Raw genomic sequence first — 23,913 nt, forward strand, 5'->3', positions numbered from 1 at the left:
CGACAGCCCGAAAAGGTACCGCGCTGCCGCATCCACGCCCGGAATCGGCCCTGCTTCCACTCGCCTCCGCTCGGGTCGAACGGTCTGAAGCGCCCGTTCAACCGGGGGTCGTATGAAGTACCACCTGAGGCAGGCGCTGCTGGCCATGCGCGGCAACGTCACCGCGACCCTGGCCACCCTGATGACCATGACGCTGACCCTGCTGATGCTGGGCTTCGTGCTGCTGCTCACGCTGAACGTGAACCGCACCATTGAGCAGCTCGAATCCCAGGTTGAGGTCGCAGCCTTCCTGCGCCCGGACGCGCAGGACGAGGCGCTGCTCGCGCAGGCGCGTGCCATTCCGCAGGTGCGGGAGGCCCGGCTGGTGACGAGCGAGGAGGTCCTGACCGAGATGACCCAGGACTCCCCGTTCGCGCGGGACGCGGCTGAACTGGTCGGGAATCCCTACCCGGACACGCTGCGCCTGCGGGTCGCGCGGGTCGGTGACACCCGAACGGTCGCCACGCAGATCGGTGCGCTGCCCGGCGTGGAGGACGTCGAGTACGGCGCCGGGTACGTGGACTCCACGGTCCGCACCCTCAGCGCCGTGCGGCTGGCCGGTTACCTGCTGGTAGGCCTGCTGCTGCTGGGAACCCTGTTCAACATTCTGAACGCAGTGCGGGTGGCCATGTACGCCCGCCGGGACGAGATCAGCGTGATGCGCCTGCTGGGCGCCACGCGCGGGTTCATCCGCATGCCGCACGTGCTGGAGGGCCTGATCGTGGGATCCCTGGCGGCCGCCCTGGCGCTGGCGATCCTGACCCCGGCGTACCTGAGCCTCACGCAGCGTGTGCAGCAGCTCGCGCCGGTCTTCCCCGTCGTGCGCGATCCGGGTACGCTGGCCCCGCTGCTGGGCGGCGTGGCGTGCCTGGGCATCCTGATCGGTCTGCTGGGCAGCATCTTCGCCACGCGCCGCTACCTGCAGGAGCTGGAGTGACCGCACGCCCGGCACGCGCGGCGGCCCTGATCCTGCTGCTGGGCGTGGCGGCCGCGCAGGACACCAGCGCCCGCCTGGACCAGTTGCAGCAGCAGTTGCAGCAGCAGCGGCAGCTCAGCGTACAGAAGGCGCAGGAACTGGCAGCGGCCCGCGCCCGCATCGAGAACCTCACGGCGCAGCAGCGGCAGACCCTGACACAACTCGACGATCTGGCCCGGCAGACCGCCCAGCTGGAGAACGAACTCGCGACCGTTACGGCCCGGGTGGCGCTGGCGGAACGGCAGCTGGCCGACACCACCCAGCAGCTGACCGTCACGCGCGCGCAGGTCGAGCGGCTACAGGGCGATGTGCGCGAGGTCATGGCCCTGATCTACCGCCAGCGCAGCGGGCAGTACCTGCAGCTGCTCTCGCAGTCGCGCAGCCTGTCGGACCTCCTGATCCGCCTGCGGTACACCAACATGGCCGGCGCGTTCCAGACCCAGGTGCTGGCCGGCCTGAAGGGCCAGATCACGGCCCTGCGCGATCAGGAACGCGTTCAGAAACAGCAGGCCGCCAGTCTCAGGACCCTGCAGACGCAGCGGGCGGGCAAACTGACGGCGCTGCAGGCGCAGCGCGCCCGGCAGAACGCCCTGCTGGCCCAGCTGCGGGCCAGTGAGCAGGGCCAGCGGACCCTGGCGGCCCAGCGGTCCGCGGAGCAGGCGCTGGCCGCGCAGCAGGTCGATCAACTGGTCGGTCAGGTCGTTGCGGAGCGCGAACGGCTGGAGGCCGAGCGGCAGCGCCGCCTGGAAGAGGAACGTCGCCGCCGCGAGGCCGAGGCGCGGCGCATCCGCGAGGCGCAGGAACGCGCCCGGCAGGAGGCGGCCCGTCTGGCTCAGCTGCGGGCCGCTCAGCTGCGGCAGGCGCAGGTGGCTGCGGCCCGGCAGGCGCAACAGGCTCAGCAGGCCAGGACCGCGCAGCTTCAGCGGGAGCAGGCGGACCGGGCAGCACGCCTGCAGCGTGAACAGCAGGCGCTGGCGCAGCGTCAGGTGCAGGTGCAGGAGGCGCAGCAGCAGGTCGAGCAGCAGCTGGCGCCGCTGCCGCCGGTCAGCAGTCCTGCCGGGTTCCCGCTGCCGGGCGGGCGGGTCCTGGCACCCTTCGGAGCGAACGGCGCCCCCTGGACGGTCCTGACCGGCGCGCAGCAGGTGGTGGCGGCCGACGGGGGCAACGTCCTGGCCGTCACGTCGTACGCGTCACTGGGATGGGTCGTTCTGATCGATCACGGCGGCAGTGTCAGCGCCTACCTGGGCCTGCGTGACCCGCTGATCAGCGTGGGGAACCGCGTGGCACGCGGCACGCCCCTGGGGGCGGTGGGGGGCAGCTCGATCATCGGACCGGGCAACATGGCCTTCCAGCTGCGGCAGGGTGGGCAGCCCGTCGCGCCAGGTTTCTGACCGGCGCTCTGCCGCGCCGCCCCGAGGTGGCGCTCTGTTCAGGAGCGTGGAGTGGCGTCCTCTCGCCCTGTTGAGGTCGTGGCGAGGTCCCCTTGCCGGTTGCCCCGGCGGTCTGATACTCTTCTTCGGTGCGCTTACCGGTTGGCTGCTGACGGGCGCATTTCCCCGTGATCCTAGCGGGAGCTTTACCCTCAAATACCTCAGTTGGAGAGATTCCCATGGTCAAGATTCGCCTGTCCCGTTTCGGTTCCACCCACAACCCCCACTACCGCATCGTCGTCACCGACGCGCGCCGTCCCCGTGACGGTGGGTACATCGAGAACCTGGGTCACTACGACCCCCGCAAGACCACCGAGAACTACCTGAAGGTGAACGTCGAGCGCGCCCAGTACTGGCTCGCCAACGGCGCCCAGCCCACCCAGACCGCCCGCCGCCTGCTCAAGAGCCAGGGCGTCAAGGTTTCCTGAGGTCCGGACCGGAACGTGAAGCCCCCCTCGCGGGGGCTTTTTCGTTGCGCTGCGGGTAAAAGGTCGCCGCCCGCAATGACTCGCGGGCGGCAGTGGAGCTGGCGGTTCAGCGGCTGAAGGCGATGAACCCGGCGGCGATGCCCAGCAGCGTACCCACCAGGACCTCCAGGTAGGTGTGCCCCATCAGGACCCGCAGGGGCAGGGGCGCGAAGCCCTCGCGGACCACGGCGCGCAGCTCCTCGACGAGGTCGTTCAGCAGTCGGGCCTGCTGGCCGCTGCTGTGGCGCACGCCGGTCGCGTCGTACATGACGATCAGGGCGAACACGGCGCACGCAGCGAACAGGGGGTGCCCGACGCCCTCGGTGATGCCCACGCCGGTCGTCAGGGCGGCCACCATCGCGGAGTGGCTGCTGGGCATGCCGCCGGTCTCCATGAACGCCCCGGGCCGCCAGCGCCGTTCGATCAGCAGGATCAGCAGGACCTTGGCGACCTGCGCGAACGTGCTGCTCAGCACGGCCACCCACAGCCAGCGGTTGCTCAGCAGGTCAGCGAACGTGTTCACCGGACACCTCGGGGTGGGGGGCGCGGGCGTGCTGCCGTTCGGCGGCGATCACGGTGTTCATCAGGAGCTGCGCCACGGTCATGGGGCCCACGCCGCCGGGTACGGGCGTCAGTGCCGCGGCCACCTGCGCCACGTCTGGGTGCACGTCCCCGGTCAGCCGACCCTTTCCGCTCTCGGTGGGAACGCGGTGGATGCCGACGTCCACGACGACTGCGCCGGGCCGCACCATGTCTGGGGTGATCAGGTGGACCTGCCCGGCCGCGACGATCAGCAGGTCTGCCTCGCGCGTGACGGCCCCCAGGTCGGGGGTGGCGCGGTGCGCGACAGTCACGGTGGCGTCCGCGTTCAGCAGCAGGCCCGCAACGGGGCGGCCCACCAGGGCGCTGCGGCCCACCACGACGGTCCGCTGCCCGGCCACGGTCACGCCGTGGTGGGCCAGCAGGGCCATGATGCCTGCCGGGGTGCAGGGGCGCAGCCCGGCGTGGTTGTTCCACAGCGCGCCGGTGTTCGCGGGGTGCAGGCCGTCCACGTCCTTGGCGGGGTCCAGGGCCAGCAGCACGGGCTCCGGGTTCAGGTGCGCGGGCAGGGGCAGCTGCACCAGAATGCCATTCACGGCCGGGTCGGCATTCAGCGTCTCCACCAGGGCCAGCAGTTCGGCCTGGGTGGTCGCCTCGGGCAGGGCGTGCACGTGGCTGCTCAGCCCGACCTCGGCGGCCTTCTGCGCCTTGCCGCGCACGTAGGACACGCTGGCGGGGTCCTCCCCCACCCGCACCAGGGCGAGGTGAGGGGGGCGGGGCAGCCGCCCGGCGCGGCGTCCGGCCTCGGTCAGCAGCGCGGCGGCGGCGGGCGGTCCGCCGAGGACCCGGGCGGTCCCCGGGGTCACTCCTGCGGCTCCTCGCGGGTGGGCGCGGACGCGGCCTTCTCGTTCAGGCTGCGGCTCAGGCCCGCCAGGACGCCGTTCACGAAGCGGCCGGAGTCGTCGCCACCGAACTTGCGGGCGATGCGTACGGCGCTCTCGATGACCGGGGGGTGCGGTTCGGGCGTGTACATCATCTCGAAGGTGGCCAGTCGCAGGACGTTCAGGTCCGTCTGGGCCATCTGGTCGAAGCTCCAGCCGCGGATGGTGCGGCGCAGCGTGGCGTCCACGTCGGGGCGGGCGGCCGAGATGCCCTGCACGAGCTGCTGCGCGAAGGTCAGGGCCTCCTCGCTGAGGGTGGGGTAGGTGTCGTCCCCGCCGCGCATGCTGCCCTCGGCGCGGGTGAACACGCTCTGCATGGGCAGGTTGCCCCGGTCGGCCTCGAACAGCACGCGGAACGCGAATTCGCGGGCGGCGCGGCGCGTGCCGACGGGCGCGGCGGCCTTCTCGCGGCGGCGGGTCACGCCTGACCGCCCTTGGGCACGCAGACGCCCTGGACGGTGACGTTCACGGCGCGCACGCGCAGGCCGGTCATGAGTTCGATGTTCTCGCACACGGCCTGCTGGACCTTCTCGGCGGTGGCGGTCAGGCTGCGGCCGTACTCGATGTTCAGGCCGACGTCGATGGTGACGTCCTGGCCCTCGCGGGTAACTTTCAGCGCGCGGGGTTTGCGGCCCGCGCTCTGGTTGCGCAGCACCTCGCCGACCTTCATGGAGGTGGTGGCGATCTCGGTGCCCTCGATGCCGTCCAGGGTGGTGGCGGCGATGTCCATCAGGACGTTCTTGCTGATTTCGACTTCGGGTGTTGCCATGTTGGTCTTGCCTCCACTTCGTGTGCCCGGCGCTCGGGGCACGCGACAATACCGTCAGTGTACCCGCTGGGCGTCCAGCTGAGCCTTCAGGCGGTCACGCCGCGTTCGCGCAGCAGGTCGTTCAGGGCCGCCTCGTCCAGCACGGTTACGCCGAGTTCCTGCGCGCGGGTGAGTTTGCTGCCGGCCTCCTCACCGGCGATCAGGTAGCTGGTCTTGCCGGTGACGCTGCCGGTCACGCGCCCCCCGGCCTGTTCCAGCTGCGCCTTGATAGCGTCCCTGGGTCGGCCCAGCGTGCCGGTGATGACGAAGTTCAGGCCCTGCAGCTGATCGCCGCGCGTGACCTGCTCCTCCTGCGGGTTCACGCCGTGGGCGCGCAGGCGGGCGATGAGTCCCCGCATGCTGGGGTCGGCCAGGGACGCGGTGACGCTCTGAGCGATCACGCCGCCCAGTCCGGGGACGTTCTCGATCTGTTCGGGCGTGGCGGTCAGAAGCGCGTCGAGAGTGCCGAAGGCGCGGCTGAGCGCCTGGGCGTTGCGTTCGCCGACGTGGTTCATGCCCAGCGCGTTCACGAGGCGCCACAGGGGCTTGCCGCGGCTGGCGTCCAGCTGCGCGAGGATGTTCTGCGCCTTCTTGTCCCCGCCGCGGTCCAGCGCGGCCAGCTGCCCGGCGCTCAGGGCGTACAGGTCGGCGGCGTCGCGCACGAGGCCGGTCTCGATCAGCTGCGCCACGAGTTTCTCGCCGATGCCGCGCACGTCCATCGCGCCGCGCGACACGAAGTACCGGATGCGCTCGAAGGCCTGCGAGGGGCAGGCGGGGTTCGGGCAGTAGGTGTTCGCATCACCCTCGGCGCGCGTCACCTCGTGGCTGCATTCGGGGCAGCGGGTGGGGAACTCGAAGGGTTGGGCGCCGTCCGGGCGTTTCTCGGTCAGGACGCGCATGATCTGCGGGATCACGCCCCCGGACTTACGCACGACGACCGTGTCCCCGATCCGCAGGTCCAGGTCGCGAATGAAGTCCTCGTTGTGCAGCGTGGCGCGGCTGACGGTGCTGCCCTCGATCAGGCGCGGCGCGAGGTGCGCGAGCGGCGCGAGCTTCCCGGTGCGGCCCACGTTGACCGTGATGGCCTCCAGGGTCGTCTCGACCTCCTCGACCGGGAACTTGTATGCGATCGCCCATCTGGGCGCGCGGCTGGTGAAGCCCGCCTCCTCCTGCGCGCGCAGGTCGTTCAGTTTCAGGACGGTACCGTCCGCGTCGAACTCGAAGGTGCTGCGCGCGGCGGTCATGCGGGCGTGGTAGTCGGCGGCGGCGTCCAGCCCGTGCAGCGTCTCACTGTGACCACTGGTGGGGAAACCCTGCGCGGCCAGCCAGGCCAGCACCTCCGCCTGGGTGCGGGCAGGCACGCCGTCCCGCCTGCCCATCGCATAGAAGATCGCCCTGAGGTTACGGCTGCGGGTCACCTCCGGGTCCTTCTGCCGCAGCGCGCCCGCCGCGCCGTTGCGGGGATTCTTCAGCAGCGGCGTGCCGAGCTCCTCAGCCTGCGCGTTGAACGCCGCGAAGTCCACGCGGCTCATGTACACCTCGCCGCGCACCTCCAGTTCACCCGTCAGGCCGGGCAGGTGGGTGGGCAGGCCCGGCACGGTCAGCACCTGCGCGGTGACGATCTCGCCGGTCACGCCGTTGCCTCGCGTCGCCGCCCACTGGAGTTCACCGTTCAGGTAGTACAGGTTCACGCTCAGCCCGTCGATCTTCAGTTCGCCCGTGAACATGAAGTCGTCGCTCTCGGCAGGGAGGCCCAGCGCGCGGGACAGTTTCTCCTGCCATTCACGCAGTTCCGCGTCGTCGAAGGCGTTGTCCAGGCTGGTCATGGGCGTGGGGTGGTCGACCGGCTGGAAGGCCGCGCCGGGCGTCCCACCGACGGTCTGCGCGGGACTGTCCGCTCCGGCCTGCGCGGCCCAGTCGGGGTGCGCGGCTTCCAGGTCCCGCAGGTCCCGCGCCAACTGGTCGTATTCGTCGTCGGGGATGGTCGGGGCGTCCTGCTCGTAGTAGGCGCGGTTGTGGGCGGCCACCTCGGCCCGCAGGGCCAGATAGCGGTCGAAGTCAAGCGGCGTCATGACCCAGAGGGTATCCCACTTCAGCTTCAGTTCAGGCCATCCCGGTACCCTGGGGGCTGGTCTGTGTGGCACCCCCGATGGGGTACGACAAGGCTTAAGAATCGAGTAACAGCGCACTCATCCGCTACAGAGCAACTGACCAATCGGTCAACGTGATTCGGGGGTCTAGACACCCACCAAAATCCGTATACTCTATTCAAGCAATCCGCTCACCATATTCCCTGGAGGAACATCACATGAAAAAGATCCTGACCCTGGCCCTCGCCATGACCGCCACCGCCGCCTCCGCTCAGGCCCTGCGCGTCGGCCTCGCCTACGACGCCGGCGGCAAGTTCGACAAGAGCTTCAACCAGAGCGCCTACGAAGGCAGCCAGCGCGCCAAGAAGAACCTCGGCATCGAGACCAAGGACTTCGAACCCAGCGACCCCAGCCAGACCGTGCAGGGCATCCGCCAGTTCGCCCAGGACGGCTTCGACCTGACCGTCGGCGTCGGCTTCGCCAACAACGCCAGCATCAGCCAGGTCGCCAAGGAAAACCCCGACCTGTACTTCGGCCTCGTTGACGACGTCTCCGCCGAGAAGAACGTCGCCAGCCTCGTCTTCCAGGAAGAGCAGGGCAGCTACCTCGTCGGCTACCTCGCCGGCATGAACAGCTCCACCGGCGTCGTAGGCTTCGTCGGCGGCATGGACATCCCCCTGATCCACAAGTTCGAAGCGGGCTTCGCCGCCGGCGCCAAGGCCGCCAACGCCAAGATCAAGGTCATCGCCCAGTACGTCGGCACCACCCCTGACGCCTGGAACAACCCCAGCAAGGCCAAGGAAATCGCCGGTAGCATGCGCGCCAAGGGTGCGGACATCATCTTCGCCGCGGCCGGCGCCTCCGGCAACGGCGTGATCGACTACGTCAAGCAGACCCAGTGCCTCAAGGCCAGCGGCCTGCCCAGCGGCGTGAAGTTCAACACCAACAACTTCAACAAGGTCGCCAAGAGCGCCGCGTACCAGAAGGCCTGCGCCGGCAACACCCGCCCCATGTTCTTCATCGGCGTGGACAGCAACCAGAACTACCTCGGCGACTTCGACAAGAACCCCGCCACCATGAACCACGGCCTGACCAGCATGCTCAAGCGCGTGGACAACGCCGTGTACGCCCTGATCCAGGACGTCAAGAGCAACAAGTTCAAGGGCGGCGAGCGTCGCTTCGGCCTGAAGGACGCGGGCGTCGGCTACGCCGTCGACCAGTACAACAAGGCCCTGATCAGCAGCGCCCAGGTCGCGAAGGTCGAAGCCGTCAAGGCCAAGATCATCAGCGGCACCATCAAGGTCCCCACCAAGTAATCCAGCACAGCACTGAAGGCGGCCCCCTCCCGGGGCCGCCTTCTTGACATCCAGGTCAGCCCCCGATTGACCATCAGGCGTTGATGCCTCCGGTCCAGGCAGACTGCGCGCCCTGACCCGCGAAAACCTGGCTGGGGATTCTCACAGCAGCATTCGGGAGTAGCGAAGGTGCCCTTCAATACTCCTGAACGAGCGGAGCGAGCTCCTGACAACACCAGCGGTTGGAAGTGGAATTGAAGGGCGTGGTGTTGGCCCTTCAATGGAACTGGAGCCCCATGTCAGCACCGTCATGTGACAGTGCACGGTGGTTCGGCATGGATGGCGTCAGGATCAGACCAGACGGTGTCCACCAGCTGGTCCACGGAGCATAGCTACCCTACACCCAGATACGAGCGACTCCGCATTCGCCCTTGTCCTGCTGCGTCCTGATCCACCGACGCACTCCTGATCGGCCCCGGGGATCCCTGATCCGCCGCCCCCTACGCGTTTGTCTGCTGCAGTCCATGCAGCGCAGCGGCACCGAGGGAGCCCCCGGTGCCGCTGCCTTCCGCTGTGGGTGTGGATCAGCGCGTCTGTCCGCCGCCCATGCCGCCCGGCAGGGGCTGACCGTTCTCGTCCAGCACCGTGACTGAGGTGTAGGTGCCGGGCACACTGACGATGGCCCAGGGGCTGGTGATGACCTGCGCGAGGATGGCGCCGGGCGCCGGGGCGGTCAGGCGGACGCGGAGGGTCAGGCTTCCGGTGCTGCCGCTGGCACTGAGCACCTGCACGCCGTACCCGCCGGTGGGTCGCTGGCCGAGGAACACGCCGATCAGGGTGCGTCCGGTCACGCTGGGCGGGGTGGGGACGCTGCTCTGCCGTCCGTAGGCGCGGGTGTAGAGGCTGCTGGCGGCGCTGGCGGTCGTGGCGACCTGCACGGCAGCTTCGCTGATATTGGCGTTGGTGCCGGTCGCGATCTGGGTGACGGTCACGGTGCCTCCAGGGGTGGTGGGAACAGGAGTGGGTCGGGGCGGCTGAATCTGCGCGCTGGGGACGCTGCCCAGCACGTACAGGTCGGTGCGCAGGTGCTCGGTCGGGGTGGGTTCCACGCTCAGGGTTGGGGCGGGCCGGTTGGCCAGGACGGCGACGGCCAGGGGCCCTTGTGGGCGCAGGGTCTCGCCGAGGACGCGGGCCTCGTCGGAGGTGAGCTGTCCGGCGCCCTGAAGACCGTCCACGCGGGTCCCGCTGACCTGCCCGCTGGTGCCGTTCAGTCGGGTCCAGCTCTGCCCGTCGGTGTAATACACCGTGCTGATCTGCGCGCCGCTGCCGGGCGTGACGACAAAGGTGGTGCCCTGGCGGGTCACGGTGACCTGTGGGGAGAGCGCGGCCGTGGCTTCACGGTACGTGGCCTTGCCGTTCACGCTGAGGCTGCCGGGCGTGGCGATGGGGTCCTGCACCTGGGCGCGCAGGTCGACCGCCTGACTGCCGAGTTTCACGCTGCTCTGGCCACCCTGGGTGGTGCCGTACACCCACACCACGCGTTCCTGCGCGCCGCCGTACAGGACGGCCTCGTGGACTTTCAGGTTGCCGGGGCCGGTCATGGAGCAGGCGCTGAGGAGGCCCGCACCGAGCAGTGCGGCGGCCAGAAGGGTTCTGTTCATGAGGCTCAGCTTATGAGGGCAGGCTGACGGTGGACTGAAACCCGCCTTTCCGAAACCCTGAGGCTCGGCCCTGACCGGTGCGTGTGGGGGACAGGGCTCAGGCGCCGGCAGCCAGGAGTTCGCGGGCGTGTTCCAGGGCGGCGCCGCTGGCGTGCCCGCTGAGCATCCGCGCGATCTCCTCCAGCCGCTCGTCGCCGGTCAGGAGGCGGACGCGGCTGACGGTTCTGCCGTCCTCAACGCTCTTCTCGACCTTGAAGTGGTGGTCGGCGCGCGCGGCGATCTGCGCGAGGTGCGTGACGACCAGCACCTGACGCGTCGCGGCCAGGGCGCGCAGCTGTTCGGCCACCGCGTGCGCGGCGCTCCCGCCGATCCCGGCGTCCACCTCGTCGAAGACCACGGCGGGCGTGTCGGCGCCCAGGACCGTGCTGATGGCGAGCATCACGCGGCTCAGTTCCCCGCCGGACGCCACGTCCGCCAGTGGGGCGAGGTCCTCGCCGGGGTTCGCGTTGAAGAACAGGGTCACGTCACTGAGGCCGTGCGGGCCGGGTTCACTCAGGGCGCCCAGGTGGAATTCCAGGCGGGCGTGGGGCATGCCCAGCTGCCGGATCACGCCCAGCAGGTCGGCGGCCAGCGGAGCGACCCGCTTGCGGCGGGCGGCGTCCAGCTTCTCCCCGGCGGCCTGCACGCGGGTTCGCAGGGCGTCCACCTCGGCGTCCAGGGTGCCGGCGTCCTGCTCGTCGCGGGTAAGCCCCGCCAGTTCGGTCTCGACCTGCGCGTGGAAGTTCAGGACGTCCTCCAGGCCCGGGCCGTACTTGGCGCGCAGTTTCCCCAGGGCGCCCAGGCGGGCCTCGACCCGCGCGAGTTCCTCGGGGTCGGGGGCCTGGTCCTCGGCGACGCCGCGCAGTTCTCCGACGACGGCCTGGATGCTGGCCACTGCCTCGCGCAGCTCGCTCTGCAGCTGGGCGGTGGTCTCGTCGAACCGCGCTCCGGCGTTCAGGGCGCGGGCGGCCTCGTTCAGGAAGCCCAGGGCGTTCTCGTCCCCGTCGCTCAGGAGGTGCAGCGCTCCGGCGGCACTCTGCGCGATGGTGTCGAGGTTCGCCAGCCGCGTCAGGTCCGCCTGGAGGGGGTCCTCCTCGCCCAGTTGTGGGCTCACGTCGGATATTTCCCGCGCCTGGAACTGCAGGAGGTCCAGCTGCCGGGCGCGTTCCCGTTCGGTGGCGCGCAGGCGGTCGAGGCGGGTGCGCGCGTCCTGCCAGTCGCGGTACGCCGCCGCGTACGCGGTGTGTTCGGCTTCCACCTGCCGGTCCAGCAGGGCGCGCTGGTTGGCGGGGGTCAGCAGACTGACCGCCGAGTGCTGCCAGTGGATGGTCAGACGGTGCTGCGCCCAGTCCTGCAACTCGCGCAGGCTCACGACCTCGCCGTCCAGTCGGGCGGTGCTGCGGCCGTGTGCGGTCACGCGGCGACTGGCGATCTCGTCACCCCAGTGGCCGGTGACGAGCAGGTCGTCCTCGCCGCTGCGGATCAGGTCGGTGTTGGCGCGGCTGCCCAGCAGCAGACCCAGGGCGTCCACGATGATGCTCTTGCCCGCGCCGGTCTCGCCGGTGAACACGCTCAGCCCGGCCTCGAAGTCCAGCGTGAGGGTGCGGATGGTCGCCAGATTCCGGACTTCCAGGGCGCGCAGGGGCGGCAGGACGGGTGGGGCGTCGGAACGCAGGGCCTTGCGGGTCACGCCCCCGAGTGTAGCGCGCGTCCCCCCGACCGGAACGGTCAGCACGTGACGATCCGGACGGGCTGAACATGAATGCAGCGTTACGTTCTGCCCACACTGGGCTCGGGGCAGGGTCAGAGAATGGGCCGCATGACCTGTCCGCGCAGCCCTGCACGCTGCACGGGCGCGGCGGGCGAAAAGGAGTCACCATGAACACGAATACGGATCCGACGGGCGGCGTGAGCAAGCGCAGCCTCGTCCTGCTGGGGGCCCTGGCGGGCCTGATGACGAGCCGCGACACGCGCCGGGCCCTGGTGGACGGCAGCCGCACGGCCTGGAGCGGCACCACCCACACCCTGAGTGACAGCGTGAAACCTGCCCTGCTGTCAGCGGCGAGTCAGGCGGCGCTGCTGGCGCAGGAAACGGCCCGCAGTGGCGCCCACACGGTCGTCAGCACAGCGTCCACCCTGAAGGACGAGGCGGCGCCGCGGGCGAGTGCTCTGCTGGAAGGCGTGCTGCACGCGGCGAGTGGACTGGCCGGTCAGGCGCAGGAAGCGGCGGCGCGCGCGGCCGTGGTCGGTGGCGAGCAGGCGCGGACGCTGGGTCACGGCGCCGGTCACCTGGCGTCCACGGCGGGCCACACGGTTCAGGAGCAGGCGAACCGCGGGCTGAAACGGGCGGAGAAAGCCACCCGCCCGGCCCGCCGCGCGGCTGTGCTGACGCTGTCGGACGCACAGGGCGCCGCGACGGAACTGCTGGCGAACGTGCAGGACACGGTCAGCTCCTCGCTGCACGAGGCGGTCGACGGGGCCGAGGCGCGTCGCCGGCGCGTGGAACGCACCCTGCGGCAGGCACGCCGTAACGCGGAGCGGGACCTGCGCAGCGGGAAACGCAGGCTCAGCAGTGGTCAGCTGGAACGCGCCGTGACCCGCAAGCTGGCGCCGCTGGAAAAGCAGCTGGGCCGCGAACTGAAACTGATTGAGAAACAGGTGCGTCGTGCCCGCCGGGATGACCGCAGCAGCGGGGGCGGCAGCGCGGTCGCCACGCTGGTGCTGCTGGGAACCGGGGCGGTCGTGCTGGCCCGCGTGCCCGCTGCGCGTCAGGCGATCCTGAGCGCCGTCGAGAAGGTCAGCCCCGAAGCGGCCCAGGGTCTGCACGACGCGGGCCGGAATGCCCGCAACCTGATCGGTTCGATGTGGCTGGACCGTATCGAGGAGCCGCAGGCGACCCCCGCGCCCGGCGCAGCGAAGGCCACGCAGGCGGCCACGACCGGCGCGTCAGCCGCCGGTGCGGTGGCTCCGGACGCGCCTGCAGCGGCGAAGACCGCGGCCCAGGATGCAGATGCCGCCAAACCGGCGGGTGAGGCGAAGAAGCCCAACTGAGTTCGAGGCCGCATGCCTGTGCTCCTCCCTGACGGGGAGGGGCACTTTTCTGTCGTGGGAAAGCGGTGGTGGATGGGTGTCCAGCCATTCTGTTCACGTTCCGAACAAAAGAGCGTGCGGCCGACCTGGCAACTGGAAGTGGCGATGCGGGCTGGTGCAGGGACCTGAGATGTGCGCGCGTGGTGCGGGTCGACACGTGTAAGGTCGTCCCTTCCCAGTGGACGTCCGCGGCTGTTGTCTCCCGGAGTGTGACACCACTAAGGTTGGACTGGAACCGCTTCACAGGCGACAATTTCTCCGTAACATCGAACACCAATTCACCCCGGCACGCTCCCTGTGCCGCCCCTGCACCCGGAGGACCCATGAGCCTGACCGCGACCAACCCCCTGGCCGACCTCGGCATCAAGACCGCCACCATCCACCTCAACCCCGGCGTGACCGAACTGTACGCCGACGCCATCCGCCTCGGCGAGGGCGTGCAGGCCGCCAGCGGCCCCCTCACGGTCCGCACCAACAAGACCGGCCGCAGCCCCAAGGACCGCTTCATCGTGGAAGACGACCAGACCCGCGACCGCGTGTGGTGGGGCGGCTTCAACACCCCGATCAGCCCGGTCGTGTTCGACCGCCTGCTCGACAAGATGACCCGCTACGCCGAAGGCAAGGAACTCTTCGTGCAGCAGGTGTACGCCGGAACCGACCCCCGCTACCGCATCGGCTGCCGCATGGTCACCGAGATGGCGTACCACTCGCTGTTCATCCGCAACATGTTCGTGCGCCCCACCCCCGACGAACTGGAGTCGTTCCACACGGACTGGACCGTGCTGAACATCCCCTCGTTCAAGGCGGACCCCGCTGTGGACGGCGTGCGCAGCGACACGTTCATCATCGTGAACTTCACGAAGAAGATGATCATCGCGGGCGGCACCCAGTACGCCGGTGAGAACAAGAAGGGCATCTTCGGCGTCCTGAACTACCTGCTGCCCGAAGCGGGCGTCATGCCCATGCACTGCTCCGCGAACGTCGGCGAGGGCGGCGACGTGGCGCTGTTCTTCGGCCTGAGCGGCACCGGCAAGACCACCCTGAGCGCCGACCCCAGCCGCAAACTGATCGGCGACGACGAGCACGGCTGGACCGACACCGGCGTGTTCAACTTCGAGGGCGGCTGCTACGCCAAGGTCATCAACCTGAACGCCGAAGCCGAGCCCGCCATCTACCGCACCACCCGCACGTACGGCACTGTGCTGGAGAACGTCGTGCTGGACGATCAGGGCCAGCCCGACCTGAACGACGGTTCGCTGACCGAGAACACCCGCAGCGCCTACCCGATCGACCAGATCGGCAACGTGCAGCCCGGCTCCATCGCGGGCCACCCGAAGAACGTGGTGTTCCTAACCGCCGACGCGTACGGCGTGCTGCCCCCCATCAGCCGCCTGAGCGCCGAGCAGACCATGTACCAATTCATCAGCGGCTTCACCGCGAAGATCCCCGGCACGGAGGACGGCGTGACCGAACCCAGCCCCACCTTCAGCACCTGCTTCGGCGCGCCGTTCATGCCCCGCCACCCCGGCGAGTACGCCCGCCTGCTGGCGCAGAAGGTGCAGGAGAGCGGCGCCCGCGTGTGGCTGGTGAACACCGGCTGGAGCGGCGGCATGTACGGCCAGGGCAAACGCATGAGCATCGCCCACACCCGCGCCATGATCAATGCGGCGCTGTCCGGCGCGCTGGACGACGTGCCCTTCGAGAAGGAAGGTTTCTTCGACCTGGAGATCCCCACCAGCGTGCCCGGCGTGCCCGAGGGAGTGCTGAACCCCCGCGACGCCTGGGCGGACAAAGGCGCCTACGACCAGACGGCCCGCAAACTGGCCCGCATGTTCCGCGAAAACTTCAAACGCTTCGAGGCGGGCGTGGACGCCGCCGTCACCAACAGCATGCCCAACCCCGACGCGAACTGACCCGACAACGAGAGGCGGCCCCCCAGATTGGCAGGGCCGCCTCCTTCCGTGCGCCAACAGGCCGCTCCTCTGTTGCGCTCCCCACCGCTGCTTCCTCCGGTACTCGTACCACTCGATTCAGAAAGATTGACGACACCCGGCAATTCCTCTGAATCCTGGCGTGACAGCAGTCTAGAAGGCGGCCCCTCCACTCACTGGAGGGGCCGCCTTCTGGCGTACGTCTATTTGAACTTGACGCTGGCGAGCACCTTGTCGAAGGTTGAACTGGCGGCAGCAAAGCGGGCGGGCGTGTCGGTCAGCTGGAACGAGTAGAGGTTCTTCGCGCCGACGCCGTACCACACCCGCATCTTCAGCTGGCCCTTGGGGTGGGTGAGGGTGTAGCTGCGCTCCAGGCCGCTCAGGGCTCCGACCTTCAGCGTGCGGCTGGCCGTCTGCTTGACGGCGGCGCCCGTTCCCTTGATCCCCGCCTCGAACTTCTTGAATTCGCCGTCCGGCGTAGGCTTGCCCCCTGCCTTGTCGACAAACAGCATGCGCAGCAGGGTGGCGGGGGGGGCCTTGGCCGAGACGATGGAGACGCCACTGGTCCCGTCCTGGAAGTCCACGCCCAGCCACCCTTTGGGCAGGTTGGCGCTGAACGGCAGTTTGGGATCACTGAACGGCACGAGAGTCTGGGCCTGAGTGACACCAAGGAGGCTCAGGGCGGTTAACGGCAGGAGGAATCGGGCGAACTTCATGAGAGGCACCGTAGCGCTCGATTGTGAGGACCCACCCCGCCGGGCGTGAACGGACACTGGCCGACCATCAGCGGCGGATCAGGCCCGGCTGGGGCCACAGGCGCAGATCGGCCGGACCGGCGGCGTCACGCAGGTCGACTGGACCGTACGTGCGGCTGTCCAGGCTCTCACCGATCCGGCGGTTGTCTCCCATCACCCACACCTTGCCGGGCGGAACCCGCAGTGGCGGCTGGTCCTCCACGAACCCCTCGCTGGCGTAACTCTCGGCGACACGCTGGCCGTTCACGATCACGCGGCCGTCGCGGATGGTGACGGTATCGCCCGGCAGACCCAGCACGCGTTTCACGTTGTACTGCCGGTGCTGCACACCCAGCACGGTCTCGTAGGCGTAGGGGCTGTCGGCCGGCGCCTTGAAGATCAGCAGGTCGCCCCGACGGGGGTACGGTCCCCCCAGGCCCCAGGCGCGCAGCCAGCGGGGGTATTTCAGGAGAACCAGCACGTCGCCACTGTTCAGGGTGGGGTTCATGGAGTCCCCGTCCACGCGGGCCAGGGTGAAGCCGAAGGTGGTCAGCAGGTAGACGCCCAGCGCGCTGCTCAGCCAGGCGCGCCAGCTGTCGCGGGAGGAGTCGGCAGAGGTCACAGCTGTTCAGGGTAGCGTACCCCCGGCAGAGGCTCCCCTCACCCGCCTCATGGCGCGCGACCCGCACGAGCTGCGGAAGTGGCGGCCCAGGCAGCGGCGACAGGAGTTTCTGGCCACCTCCGGCGCCTTGAGCGGGCGCCCATCCTGCTCCGGCTGCACACAATTGCCTTCACGGTCACTTCAGATTGGGTAGCGGACCGGTGTCGGGACCCGTTACCCTGACGCGCATGACCGCTGAAGGGAAGACGGAACTGAAGATCGACAAGTACCACGAGGGGACCGGCGTGCAGGCGCAGGCCGGGAAGATGGTCCGCGTGCACTACACCGGAACGCTGGAAAACGGGCAGAAGTTCGACAGCAGCCGTGACCGTGGTGAACCCATCGAGTTCCCGCTGGGCGTCGGGTACGTGATCCAGGGTTGGGATCAGGGCATTGCGCAGCTGCGCGTGGGCGACAAGGCCAAGCTCACCATTCCGGCCCACCTCGGCTACGGCGCGGCGGGCGTTCCCGGCGTGATCCCCGGCGGCGCGACGCTGGTGTTCGACGTGGAACTGATGGACGTCCGCTGAGGGGAGTCGTTCACGACCAGCCCCGACCTGCGCGGTCGGGGTTTTTTCTTGCCCCGCACGCGGGTGATACAGATGACCGGCCCAGCCTGACAGCCGGTCCTCTTGCCTGTCGTTCATAACTTCCGTAAACTCCGAAAGACATGAAAGCCACAGGACAACCGTGATCGAAGGTCGGCGCAGCGAGATCGTCGCGCTGGTCCGCCAGCACGGCGAACTGGGCGTCACGGAACTCTCCGGGCTGCTGGGCGTCTCGGAGGTCACGGTCCGCAGCGACCTGAGTGCCCTGGCCGCCGCCGGGCACGTCCGCCGAACGCGCGGGCGGGTCAGCCTGCCGCTGGACCTGCGCCGCGAGGCCCCGCTGGAAACCAGCATGCGCGAGTTCGCGGCCGCCAAGCGCCGCATCGGGCAGGCGGCGGCGGCCCTGGTGCAGAGCGGCGACACGGTGTTCCTGGACGTGGGCAGCACCACCTCCGAGGTCGCGCGGGCGCTGTCCCCCGCTCTGCAGGACGTGACGGTCGTGACGAACGGCCTGAACATCGCCCTGCTGCTCGAGCGCCTTCCCGGCGTGCGGGTCATCGTGACCGGCGGGACGCTCCGGCCCCTACAGCACTCGCTGGTCAGTCCGTACGCGCTGGACGTGCTGCGCCACATTCACGCCGACCGGCTGTTCCTGGGCTGCAACGGCGTGCACGCCGCGTCGGGCGTGACGAACGCGAACCACGAGGAGGCCGAGGTCAAGCGCCTGATGGCCGAACAGGCACGCGAGGTGGTGGTCGTCGCCGATCACCGCAAGCTGGGCGTGGTCAGCCGCGCGTTCATCACGCCGCTGGACCGGGTGTCGACGCTGATCACGGACCGCGCCGCAACCTCTCCCCCGCCGGACGTGCTGGACGCCGTGAAGGACGTGCGCGTGGTGTAATCCGATGCTTCGCCTATCCGCACAGAAACCGGTTACCGATCCTCTCCCCCACCCGAGGCCACCCATGACGAACCCTGATCCCACCGCCGAATTCCTGATGCTGGGCACCTGCGATTACCCCGAGCATGTCCCCTCTGACCGCTGGGCGCCGTACGCGCGGATGCAGGCGGAGCTGGGCCTGCGCTTCGTGCGGGTGGCGGAGTTCGCCTGGAGTCGCCTGGAACCCCGCCCGGGCGAGTTCGACTGGGCGTGGCTGGACGACGCGATCGCCGCGTACGCCGCCGAGGGCCTGCGCGTGGTGATGTGCACGCCGACGCCCACACCGCCCGCGTGGCTGATCCGCGCGCACCCGGAGATCCTGGCGTTCGACGAGCAGGGCCGCGTGCGGGAGTTCGGGTCGCGCCGCCACTACGATTTCGCCTCCCCCGTGTTCCGGGAGCATTCGCGCCTCGTCACGCGCGCGGTTGCCGAGCGGTACGGGCAGCATCCGGCGGTGGTGGGCTGGCAGACCGACAACGAGTTCGGGTGTCATAACACCAGCCGCAGTTACGGCGGCGCGAGCGAGGCGGCGTTCCCCGCGTGGCTGCAGGCGCGCTACGGCACGCTGGACGCGCTGAACGAGGCGTGGGGGAACGTGTTCTGGAGCATGGAGTACACCGACTGGGCGCAGGTGAAGTCCCCGGCGCTGACCGTGACGGAACCGAACCCGTCGCACGTGCTGGATTACCACCGTTTCGCGTCGGACCTGATCGCGTCGTTCCAGGCCGAGCAGGTGGAGATCCTGCGTGAACTCGCGCCGGGGCGGTTCGTGACGCACAACTTCATGATCTTTGAGTCGGGCTTCGATCATTACGACGTGGCGCGCGGCCTGGACTTCGCGACGTGGGACAACTACCCGACCGGGATGCTGGAATTCTTCGCGCCGCCCGGCGTGGGCGAGGACCTGAAGACCCATTACGCCCGCACCGGGCACCCGGATCTGGTGGCGTTCAACCATGACGTGTACCGCAGCCTGATGCTCGGGAAGGACGGGCTGGGCCGGGACGGGGCGGGCACGCCGAACGGGTTCTGGGTCATGGAGCAGCAGTGCGGTCAGGTGAACTGGGCGCCGTACAACCCGCTGCCCGCCGAAGGCGCGGTGGCGCTGTGGACGGCGCAGGCGTGGGCGCACGGGGCGGACGTCGTGAGTTACTTCCGCTGGCGGGCCGCGACGATGGCGCAGGAGGTCATGCACTCCGGACTGCTGCGCCACGACGAGACGCCCGACCGGGGCTTCGCGGAGGTCGCGGGCCTGGACCTCACGCAGTTCCCGGTGGGGCCGGTCCCGGCGCGCGTGGCGCTGCTGCACGACTACGAGAGCCTGTGGATCTATGACCAGCAGCGGCACGCGGCGGGCCTGAGCTACTGGGCGCAGACGGTCACGTACTACATGGCGCTGCGCTCGCTGGGCGTGGACGTGCAGATCACCCACCCGGACGCGGACCTGAGCGGTTTCGCGGCGGTGGTCGCCCCGGCGATCACGCTGGTCCCCGCGGACCGGGCGGCGCGCTGGGAGGCGGCGGCGCAGGGTGGCGTGCCGTTCGTGTTCGGGCCGCGCACGGCGTTCCGCACGCCGGGCGGCGCGACGTGGTCGGACGGGCAGTTCGGCCCGCTGTCGGAGATGACTGGGGCGCGCCTCTTGCAGTACGACAGCCTGCGTCCCGGCGTGACGCAGGGCGTGACCGGCGCGTTCGGGAGCGTGGACGCGAGCCTCTGGGCCGAGAGTTACCGCGTGACCGGCGCGCAGACGCTCGCCACGTACGCCGGTGGGCCGCTGGACGGGCAGAGCGCCGTGATCCGCCACGGGAACGCGACCGTGATCGGCGCGCACAGCCTCGACCTGATCCGTGCGGTGCTGCGCGAGGTGCTGGGCGGCGCGGGCGTGCCGCTGCTGGACCTGCCGGAGGGGGTGCGCGTGTCGCGCCGCGCGGACCGGACGCTGGTGCAGAACTGGCATCCGCACGCGGTGACGTGGGGCGGCCTGGAGCTGGATCCGGTGAGTTCGGTGGTGCTGGGCGGCGACTGGTCGCCCACGCAAGGGAAAGGAGTGCAGGGTGAATAAGTGGACAGTCAATGAGGCCCCGCAGGACCTGCGGGTGTTGATCAGTGGATTCCAGTCGTGGAGCGAGGCGGAACTGCGCCCGCTGACGGACGTTCAGGCCGTGCCGGGGCAGCACTGGCGGGTGGAGCAGGGGCACGATCCGGGCTTCCCGCCCAGCGGCGAGGCCGGGGTGTGGCGCAGCCATACCGTGCTGGCACTGGTGCGCGCGGACGGGAGCGGCTGGGTCGGCAGCGTGGGGGACGCCACGCGTACCTTCGCGCAGTGGGAGGCCCGCGCCGGAACCGAGGCCGTGACCGTGACCTGCACCCTGGAAGGCCCCGACGTTCCCGTCACCTGGGAGGAGACCGGGGACGTGATCGCCACCCTGGAGGCCCGCGCGGCCGACCTGGGCGTGGCGATGGGCGCGCGGACGCCGGCGCCGCTGCGGGTGTGGTGCTCGTGGTACTCGTACTACCGTGACGTGACGCTGGACGCCATGCTGGACAACGCCCGACTGGCCAGCGAGCACGGGCTGGACTTCGACGTGTTCCAGCTCGACGACGGCTTCCAGACGTTCCTGGGTGACTGGGAGGACCCCAGCGCCCACTTCGGCGGGCACGCCCGCGAACTGCCCGCGCGCCTCGCGGAACTGGGTTTCACGGCCGGGCTGTGGCTGGCGCCGTTCCTGGTGCAGCCGCAGAGCCGACTGTTCCGCGACCACCCCGAGTGGCTGCTGCGCGGCGAGGACGGTCAGCCGCTGGCGTTCGGGAACAACTGGGGAGGCCCGTACCACGCGCTGGACACCACGCACCCCGGCGCGCTGGACTGGATCCGCGAGCTGGGCCGCACGGTGCGCGGCTGGGGGTACACGTACCTGAAGATCGACTTCCTGTACGGCGCGACCCAGCCCGGCGTGCGTCACGACCCGACGGTCGGGCGGGCCGAGGCGTACCGGATGGGCCTGCAGGCGTTCCGGGACGGCGTGGGCGACGACGCCTTCATCCTGGCGTGCGGGGCGCCGCTGGCGCAGAGCATCGGGCTGGTGGACGCCATGCGCACCGGTCCCGACGTGGCCCCGCTGTGGGACGAGGACTCCCGCCGCGTGTGGCTGGGCGACGCGACCGGCCCCAGCGCCCGCAACGCGCTGCACACCGCGCTGAGCCGCTGGTATCAGCACGCGTGGTACCAGCCGGACCCGGACGTGGCGATCTGCCGCCGTGAACTGAGCCTCCTGAACGCCACCGAGCGGGACGCCATCGCGGGGATGCTGGACGTCATCGGGGGCCTGCGGGCCAGCAGCGACCCGATCAGCCTGCTGGACGAGGAGGGCCGCGCGCTGCTGCGGCAGTGCCTGACGGTCAGCACCCCGGACCGCCCGGTGACGCTCGCGGCGTCGCACGGGGACGCGGTGACGCACTTCACGCGCGGCACGTTCAACCTCACGGACCGCGCTGAAGGCGGCATTCCCGCGCACGGGTACCGGTCCGCGCAGGGCAAGGAGCAGGCATGACCACCGAATCCACCACCGCAGCCCTGCCCGGCGGGTACCACGCCGCCGACTTCACGAAACCCGACGGGCGCGCCATGACGCTGTACGGCCTGAACCCCATCCGCGTGGACAGCGAGATTCCCAGCCCCAGCCCGGACCCCGTGGACGCCCGGCCCCTCATGCGCTGGCATCCGGTGCGGGGCGAGTGGGTCATGTACGCCGCGCACCGCATGGGCCGCACGTTCCTCCCGCCGCCCGAGTACAACCCGCTGGCGCCCACCCGCGACCCCGAGCACCCCACCGAACTGCCGCGCGGCGAGTACGACATCGCCGTGTTCGACAACCGCTTCCCCAGCCTGACCCTGACGGCCCCCGACCCGGAACCCGGCCCCGCCGGGACGCGCGCGGGCGTCGGCAAGTGCGAGGTCGTGGTGTTCAGCCAGAGCGCTCAGGGCCGCCTGTGCGACCTGACCGACGAGCAGATCAGCCTGCTGCTGGCCGTGTGGGCCGACCGCACCACCCGCCTCGCGGAGACCGGGCAGATCAACGCGGTGCTGCCCTTCGAGAACCGTGGGGTGGAGGTCGGCGTGACCCTGCACCACCCGCACGGGCAGATCTACGCGTACGATCACGTGCCGCCGGTCGCCGCGCGGGCCGCCGCGCAGATGGACGCGTACGTCGCCGAGCACGGCCGCCCCTGGCTGGAGGACTTCATTCAGGAGGAACGCGCCGCCGAGGACCGCATCATCCGCGACGACGGCGCGGCCCTGAGCGTCGTGCCGCCCTTTGCGCGCTACACCTTCGAGACGTGGGTGCTGCCCACCCGGCCCGTCAGCCTCCTGAGTGACCTGAGTGACGCCGAGCGGCTCAGCATGGCGCGGGTCCTGCGCGATGCGCTGCGCCGCCTGGACGGCCTGTTCGGCGTGCGCATGCCGTACCTGATGACCGTGCATCAGGCGCCGCTGGACACGCCCCGCCCGGCGTTCCCGCTGCACATCGAGATCTACCCGTACCTGCGCGCCCCGGGCCGCCTGAAGTTCCTGGCGGGCACCGAGCAGGGCGCGGGCGAGTTCGCGAACGACAAGTTCCCGGAGGTCGCCGCCGCCGAGCTGCGCGCCGTACCGGACACCGCAGGAGACGGACTGTGACCCACACCAGTTACGAAGAGGCGTTCGGGCGTGCGCCGCAGGCCACCGCGCAGGCCCCGGGCCGCGTGAACCTGCTGGGCGAACATACCGACTACCAGGGGGGCTTCGTGCTGCCCACCGCCATCCCGCAGCAGGCGACGGTCGCGCTGGGCCACAACGGCACGGGCGAGCACGTCCTGTATTCCGCGAACCTTGACCAGACCATCCGCGTGCCGGTTGGCGAGGTCGGCAGCGGCTTCGCGCCGTACCTGACCGGCTGCTTCGCCCTGAGCGGCGTGCAGGAGGGCCTGAACGCCTTCATCACCAGCGACGTACCCAGCGGCGGCCTGAGCAGCAGCGCCGCGCTGGAGGTCGCCACGCTCCGCGCCCTGCGGGACCTCGCGGACCTCGACCTCGACGACGTGTCCCTCGCCCTGCGCGGCGTGCAGGTCGAACACGAGTTCGTGGGGGTCAAGTGCGGCGTCATGGACCAGATGGCCAGTTCCCTGGCCGACACGCGCACCATGCTCCTGATCGACACCCGCAGCCTCGACCGCCGCGCCGTGCCGTTCCCCGCCGGGGCGGAGGTGCTCGTCATCGACTCCGGCGTGCCGCGCCGCCTCGCCGAGAGCGGATACAACGAACGCCGCGCTCAGGTCGAGGAAGCCGCCCGCCTGCTCGGCGTCCCGCAACTGCGAGACGTGACCGATCCTTTGATCGTCGAGACGCTGCCGCCCGTCCTGCGCGAGCGTGCCCGGCACGTCGTCACCGAGAACAACCGCGTACTGGCCGCACTGGAACCCGGTGTGGACGCCATCCGCTTCGGGCAGCTCATGAACGTCAGCCACGCCAGCCTCCGGGACGACTATGCTGTCAGTCACGAACGCGTGGACGAACTCGTCGCGCTGCTCCAGGCGCACCCGGACGTGTACGGCGCCCGCATGACCGGCGCGGGCTTCGGCGGCGCGGTCGTCGCCCTCGTCCGCCAGGGACAGGCCACCGCCGCCGCGCAGGTGGTCCTCGCCCAGTACAGCGAGCAGGGCTCCCAGGTCGTTCCGTAACACAC

21 protein-coding genes are annotated in these 23,913 nt (G+C 70.0%); 12 read left to right on the plus strand and 9 right to left on the minus strand.

Going from position 1 to position 23,913, the window contains the following annotated elements:
- Positions 1-112 precede the first annotated feature (112 nt).
- From IEY69_RS05400 to rpsP, 3 genes are all read left to right on the plus strand, one after another.
- On the plus strand, positions 113-976 hold the full coding sequence (locus tag IEY69_RS05400; protein WP_189072062.1) for a cell division protein FtsX: 864 nt from the start codon (positions 113-115) through the stop codon (positions 974-976).
- The gene (locus IEY69_RS21920) at positions 973-2,406 is read left to right on the plus strand and encodes a murein hydrolase activator EnvC family protein (protein ID WP_189072063.1); all 1,434 of its coding nucleotides are present in this window, start codon (positions 973-975) and stop codon (positions 2,404-2,406) included. Before IEY69_RS05400 ends, IEY69_RS21920 begins: the two co-directional genes overlap by 4 nt.
- 218 nt (positions 2,407-2,624) lie before the next feature.
- Positions 2,625-2,873, plus strand: a complete 249-nt coding sequence (gene rpsP / locus IEY69_RS05410) for a 30S ribosomal protein S16 (protein ID WP_110830192.1) — start codon at positions 2,625-2,627, stop codon at positions 2,871-2,873.
- 106 nt (positions 2,874-2,979) lie between these two features.
- Here the strand turns inward: rpsP and IEY69_RS05415 are convergent, their stop codons facing one another.
- The 5 genes from IEY69_RS05415 to ligA form a co-directional block, all read right to left on the minus strand.
- On the minus strand, positions 2,980-3,435 hold the full coding sequence (locus IEY69_RS05415; RefSeq protein WP_189072064.1) for a divergent PAP2 family protein: 456 nt from the start codon (positions 3,433-3,435) through the stop codon (positions 2,980-2,982).
- A complete protein-coding gene (gene folD, locus IEY69_RS05420) occupies positions 3,419-4,318 on the minus strand; it encodes a bifunctional methylenetetrahydrofolate dehydrogenase/methenyltetrahydrofolate cyclohydrolase FolD (protein WP_189072065.1) in 900 nt (299 codons plus the stop codon). Before folD ends, IEY69_RS05415 begins: the two co-directional genes overlap by 17 nt.
- A complete protein-coding gene (gene nusB / locus IEY69_RS05425; protein WP_189072066.1) occupies positions 4,315-4,815 on the minus strand; it encodes a transcription antitermination factor NusB in 501 nt (166 codons plus the stop codon). Before nusB ends, folD begins: the two co-directional genes overlap by 4 nt.
- On the minus strand, positions 4,812-5,162 hold the full coding sequence (locus tag IEY69_RS05430) for an Asp23/Gls24 family envelope stress response protein (RefSeq protein WP_189072067.1): 351 nt from the start codon (positions 5,160-5,162) through the stop codon (positions 4,812-4,814). The genes nusB and IEY69_RS05430 overlap by 4 nt, the downstream gene beginning before the upstream one ends.
- 86 nt (positions 5,163-5,248) lie before the next feature.
- Positions 5,249-7,273: an NAD-dependent DNA ligase LigA gene (ligA, locus tag IEY69_RS05435; RefSeq protein WP_189072068.1), complete on the minus strand. Its 2,025-nt coding sequence runs from the start codon at positions 7,271-7,273 to the stop codon at positions 5,249-5,251.
- A 236-nt stretch (positions 7,274-7,509) separates the two neighbouring features.
- Between ligA and IEY69_RS05440 the strand changes: the two genes are divergently transcribed.
- Positions 7,510-8,607, plus strand: coding sequence for a BMP family lipoprotein (locus IEY69_RS05440; protein ID WP_189072069.1), 1,098 nt, complete (start codon positions 7,510-7,512; stop codon positions 8,605-8,607).
- Positions 8,608-9,170: 563 nt separating this feature from the next.
- Here IEY69_RS05440 and IEY69_RS05445 read toward each other — a convergent pair.
- Together IEY69_RS05445 and IEY69_RS05450 are read right to left on the minus strand one after the other, a co-directional pair.
- The gene (locus IEY69_RS05445) at positions 9,171-10,247 is read right to left on the minus strand and encodes a protease complex subunit PrcB family protein (protein WP_189072070.1); all 1,077 of its coding nucleotides are present in this window, start codon (positions 10,245-10,247) and stop codon (positions 9,171-9,173) included.
- 97 nt (positions 10,248-10,344) lie between these two features.
- The gene (locus IEY69_RS05450; RefSeq protein ID WP_189072071.1) at positions 10,345-11,976 is read right to left on the minus strand and encodes a DNA repair protein RecN; all 1,632 of its coding nucleotides are present in this window, start codon (positions 11,974-11,976) and stop codon (positions 10,345-10,347) included.
- 188 nt (positions 11,977-12,164) lie between these two features.
- On the opposite strand from IEY69_RS05450, the gene IEY69_RS05455 reads away from it, so the two are divergent.
- On the plus strand, positions 12,165-13,337 hold the full coding sequence (locus tag IEY69_RS05455) for an alginate biosynthesis protein AlgP (protein ID WP_189072072.1): 1,173 nt from the start codon (positions 12,165-12,167) through the stop codon (positions 13,335-13,337).
- Between the two features lie 362 nt (positions 13,338-13,699).
- Complete coding sequence (gene pckA / locus IEY69_RS05460) at positions 13,700-15,289, plus strand: phosphoenolpyruvate carboxykinase (ATP) (protein WP_189072073.1); 1,590 nt, start codon at positions 13,700-13,702, stop codon at positions 15,287-15,289.
- 221 nt (positions 15,290-15,510) lie between these two features.
- Here pckA and IEY69_RS05465 read toward each other — a convergent pair whose 3' ends face one another.
- On the minus strand, positions 15,511-16,023 hold the full coding sequence (locus tag IEY69_RS05465) for a hypothetical protein (RefSeq protein WP_189072074.1): 513 nt from the start codon (positions 16,021-16,023) through the stop codon (positions 15,511-15,513).
- Positions 16,024-16,090: 67 nt separating this feature from the next.
- On the minus strand, positions 16,091-16,663 hold the full coding sequence (gene lepB / locus IEY69_RS05470; RefSeq protein WP_189072075.1) for a signal peptidase I: 573 nt from the start codon (positions 16,661-16,663) through the stop codon (positions 16,091-16,093).
- Between the two features lie 227 nt (positions 16,664-16,890).
- Here lepB and IEY69_RS05475 point away from each other — a divergent pair, with 227 nt between their 5' ends.
- The 6 genes from IEY69_RS05475 (at position 16,891) to galK (ending at position 23,908) form a co-directional block, all read left to right on the plus strand.
- A complete protein-coding gene (locus IEY69_RS05475) occupies positions 16,891-17,232 on the plus strand; it encodes an FKBP-type peptidyl-prolyl cis-trans isomerase (protein WP_189072076.1) in 342 nt (113 codons plus the stop codon).
- A gap of 160 nt (positions 17,233-17,392) precedes the next feature.
- Positions 17,393-18,151: a DeoR/GlpR family DNA-binding transcription regulator gene (locus tag IEY69_RS05480; protein WP_229783644.1), complete on the plus strand. Its 759-nt coding sequence runs from the start codon at positions 17,393-17,395 to the stop codon at positions 18,149-18,151.
- A 64-nt stretch (positions 18,152-18,215) separates the two neighbouring features.
- The gene (locus IEY69_RS05485; RefSeq protein WP_189072077.1) at positions 18,216-20,252 is read left to right on the plus strand and encodes a beta-galactosidase; all 2,037 of its coding nucleotides are present in this window, start codon (positions 18,216-18,218) and stop codon (positions 20,250-20,252) included.
- Positions 20,245-21,741, plus strand: a complete 1,497-nt coding sequence (locus tag IEY69_RS05490) for a glycoside hydrolase family 36 protein (RefSeq protein ID WP_189072078.1) — start codon at positions 20,245-20,247, stop codon at positions 21,739-21,741. Before IEY69_RS05485 ends, IEY69_RS05490 begins: the two co-directional genes overlap by 8 nt.
- A complete protein-coding gene (gene galT / locus IEY69_RS05495) occupies positions 21,738-22,868 on the plus strand; it encodes a galactose-1-phosphate uridylyltransferase (protein WP_189072079.1) in 1,131 nt (376 codons plus the stop codon). Before IEY69_RS05490 ends, galT begins: the two co-directional genes overlap by 4 nt.
- Positions 22,865-23,908: a galactokinase gene (gene galK / locus IEY69_RS05500; protein WP_189072080.1), complete on the plus strand. Its 1,044-nt coding sequence runs from the start codon at positions 22,865-22,867 to the stop codon at positions 23,906-23,908. Before galT ends, galK begins: the two co-directional genes overlap by 4 nt.
- Positions 23,909-23,913 lie beyond the last annotated feature (5 nt).

This window comes from Deinococcus sedimenti (genome assembly GCF_014648135.1).
Classification (GTDB): domain Bacteria; phylum Deinococcota; class Deinococci; order Deinococcales; family Deinococcaceae; genus Deinococcus; species Deinococcus sedimenti.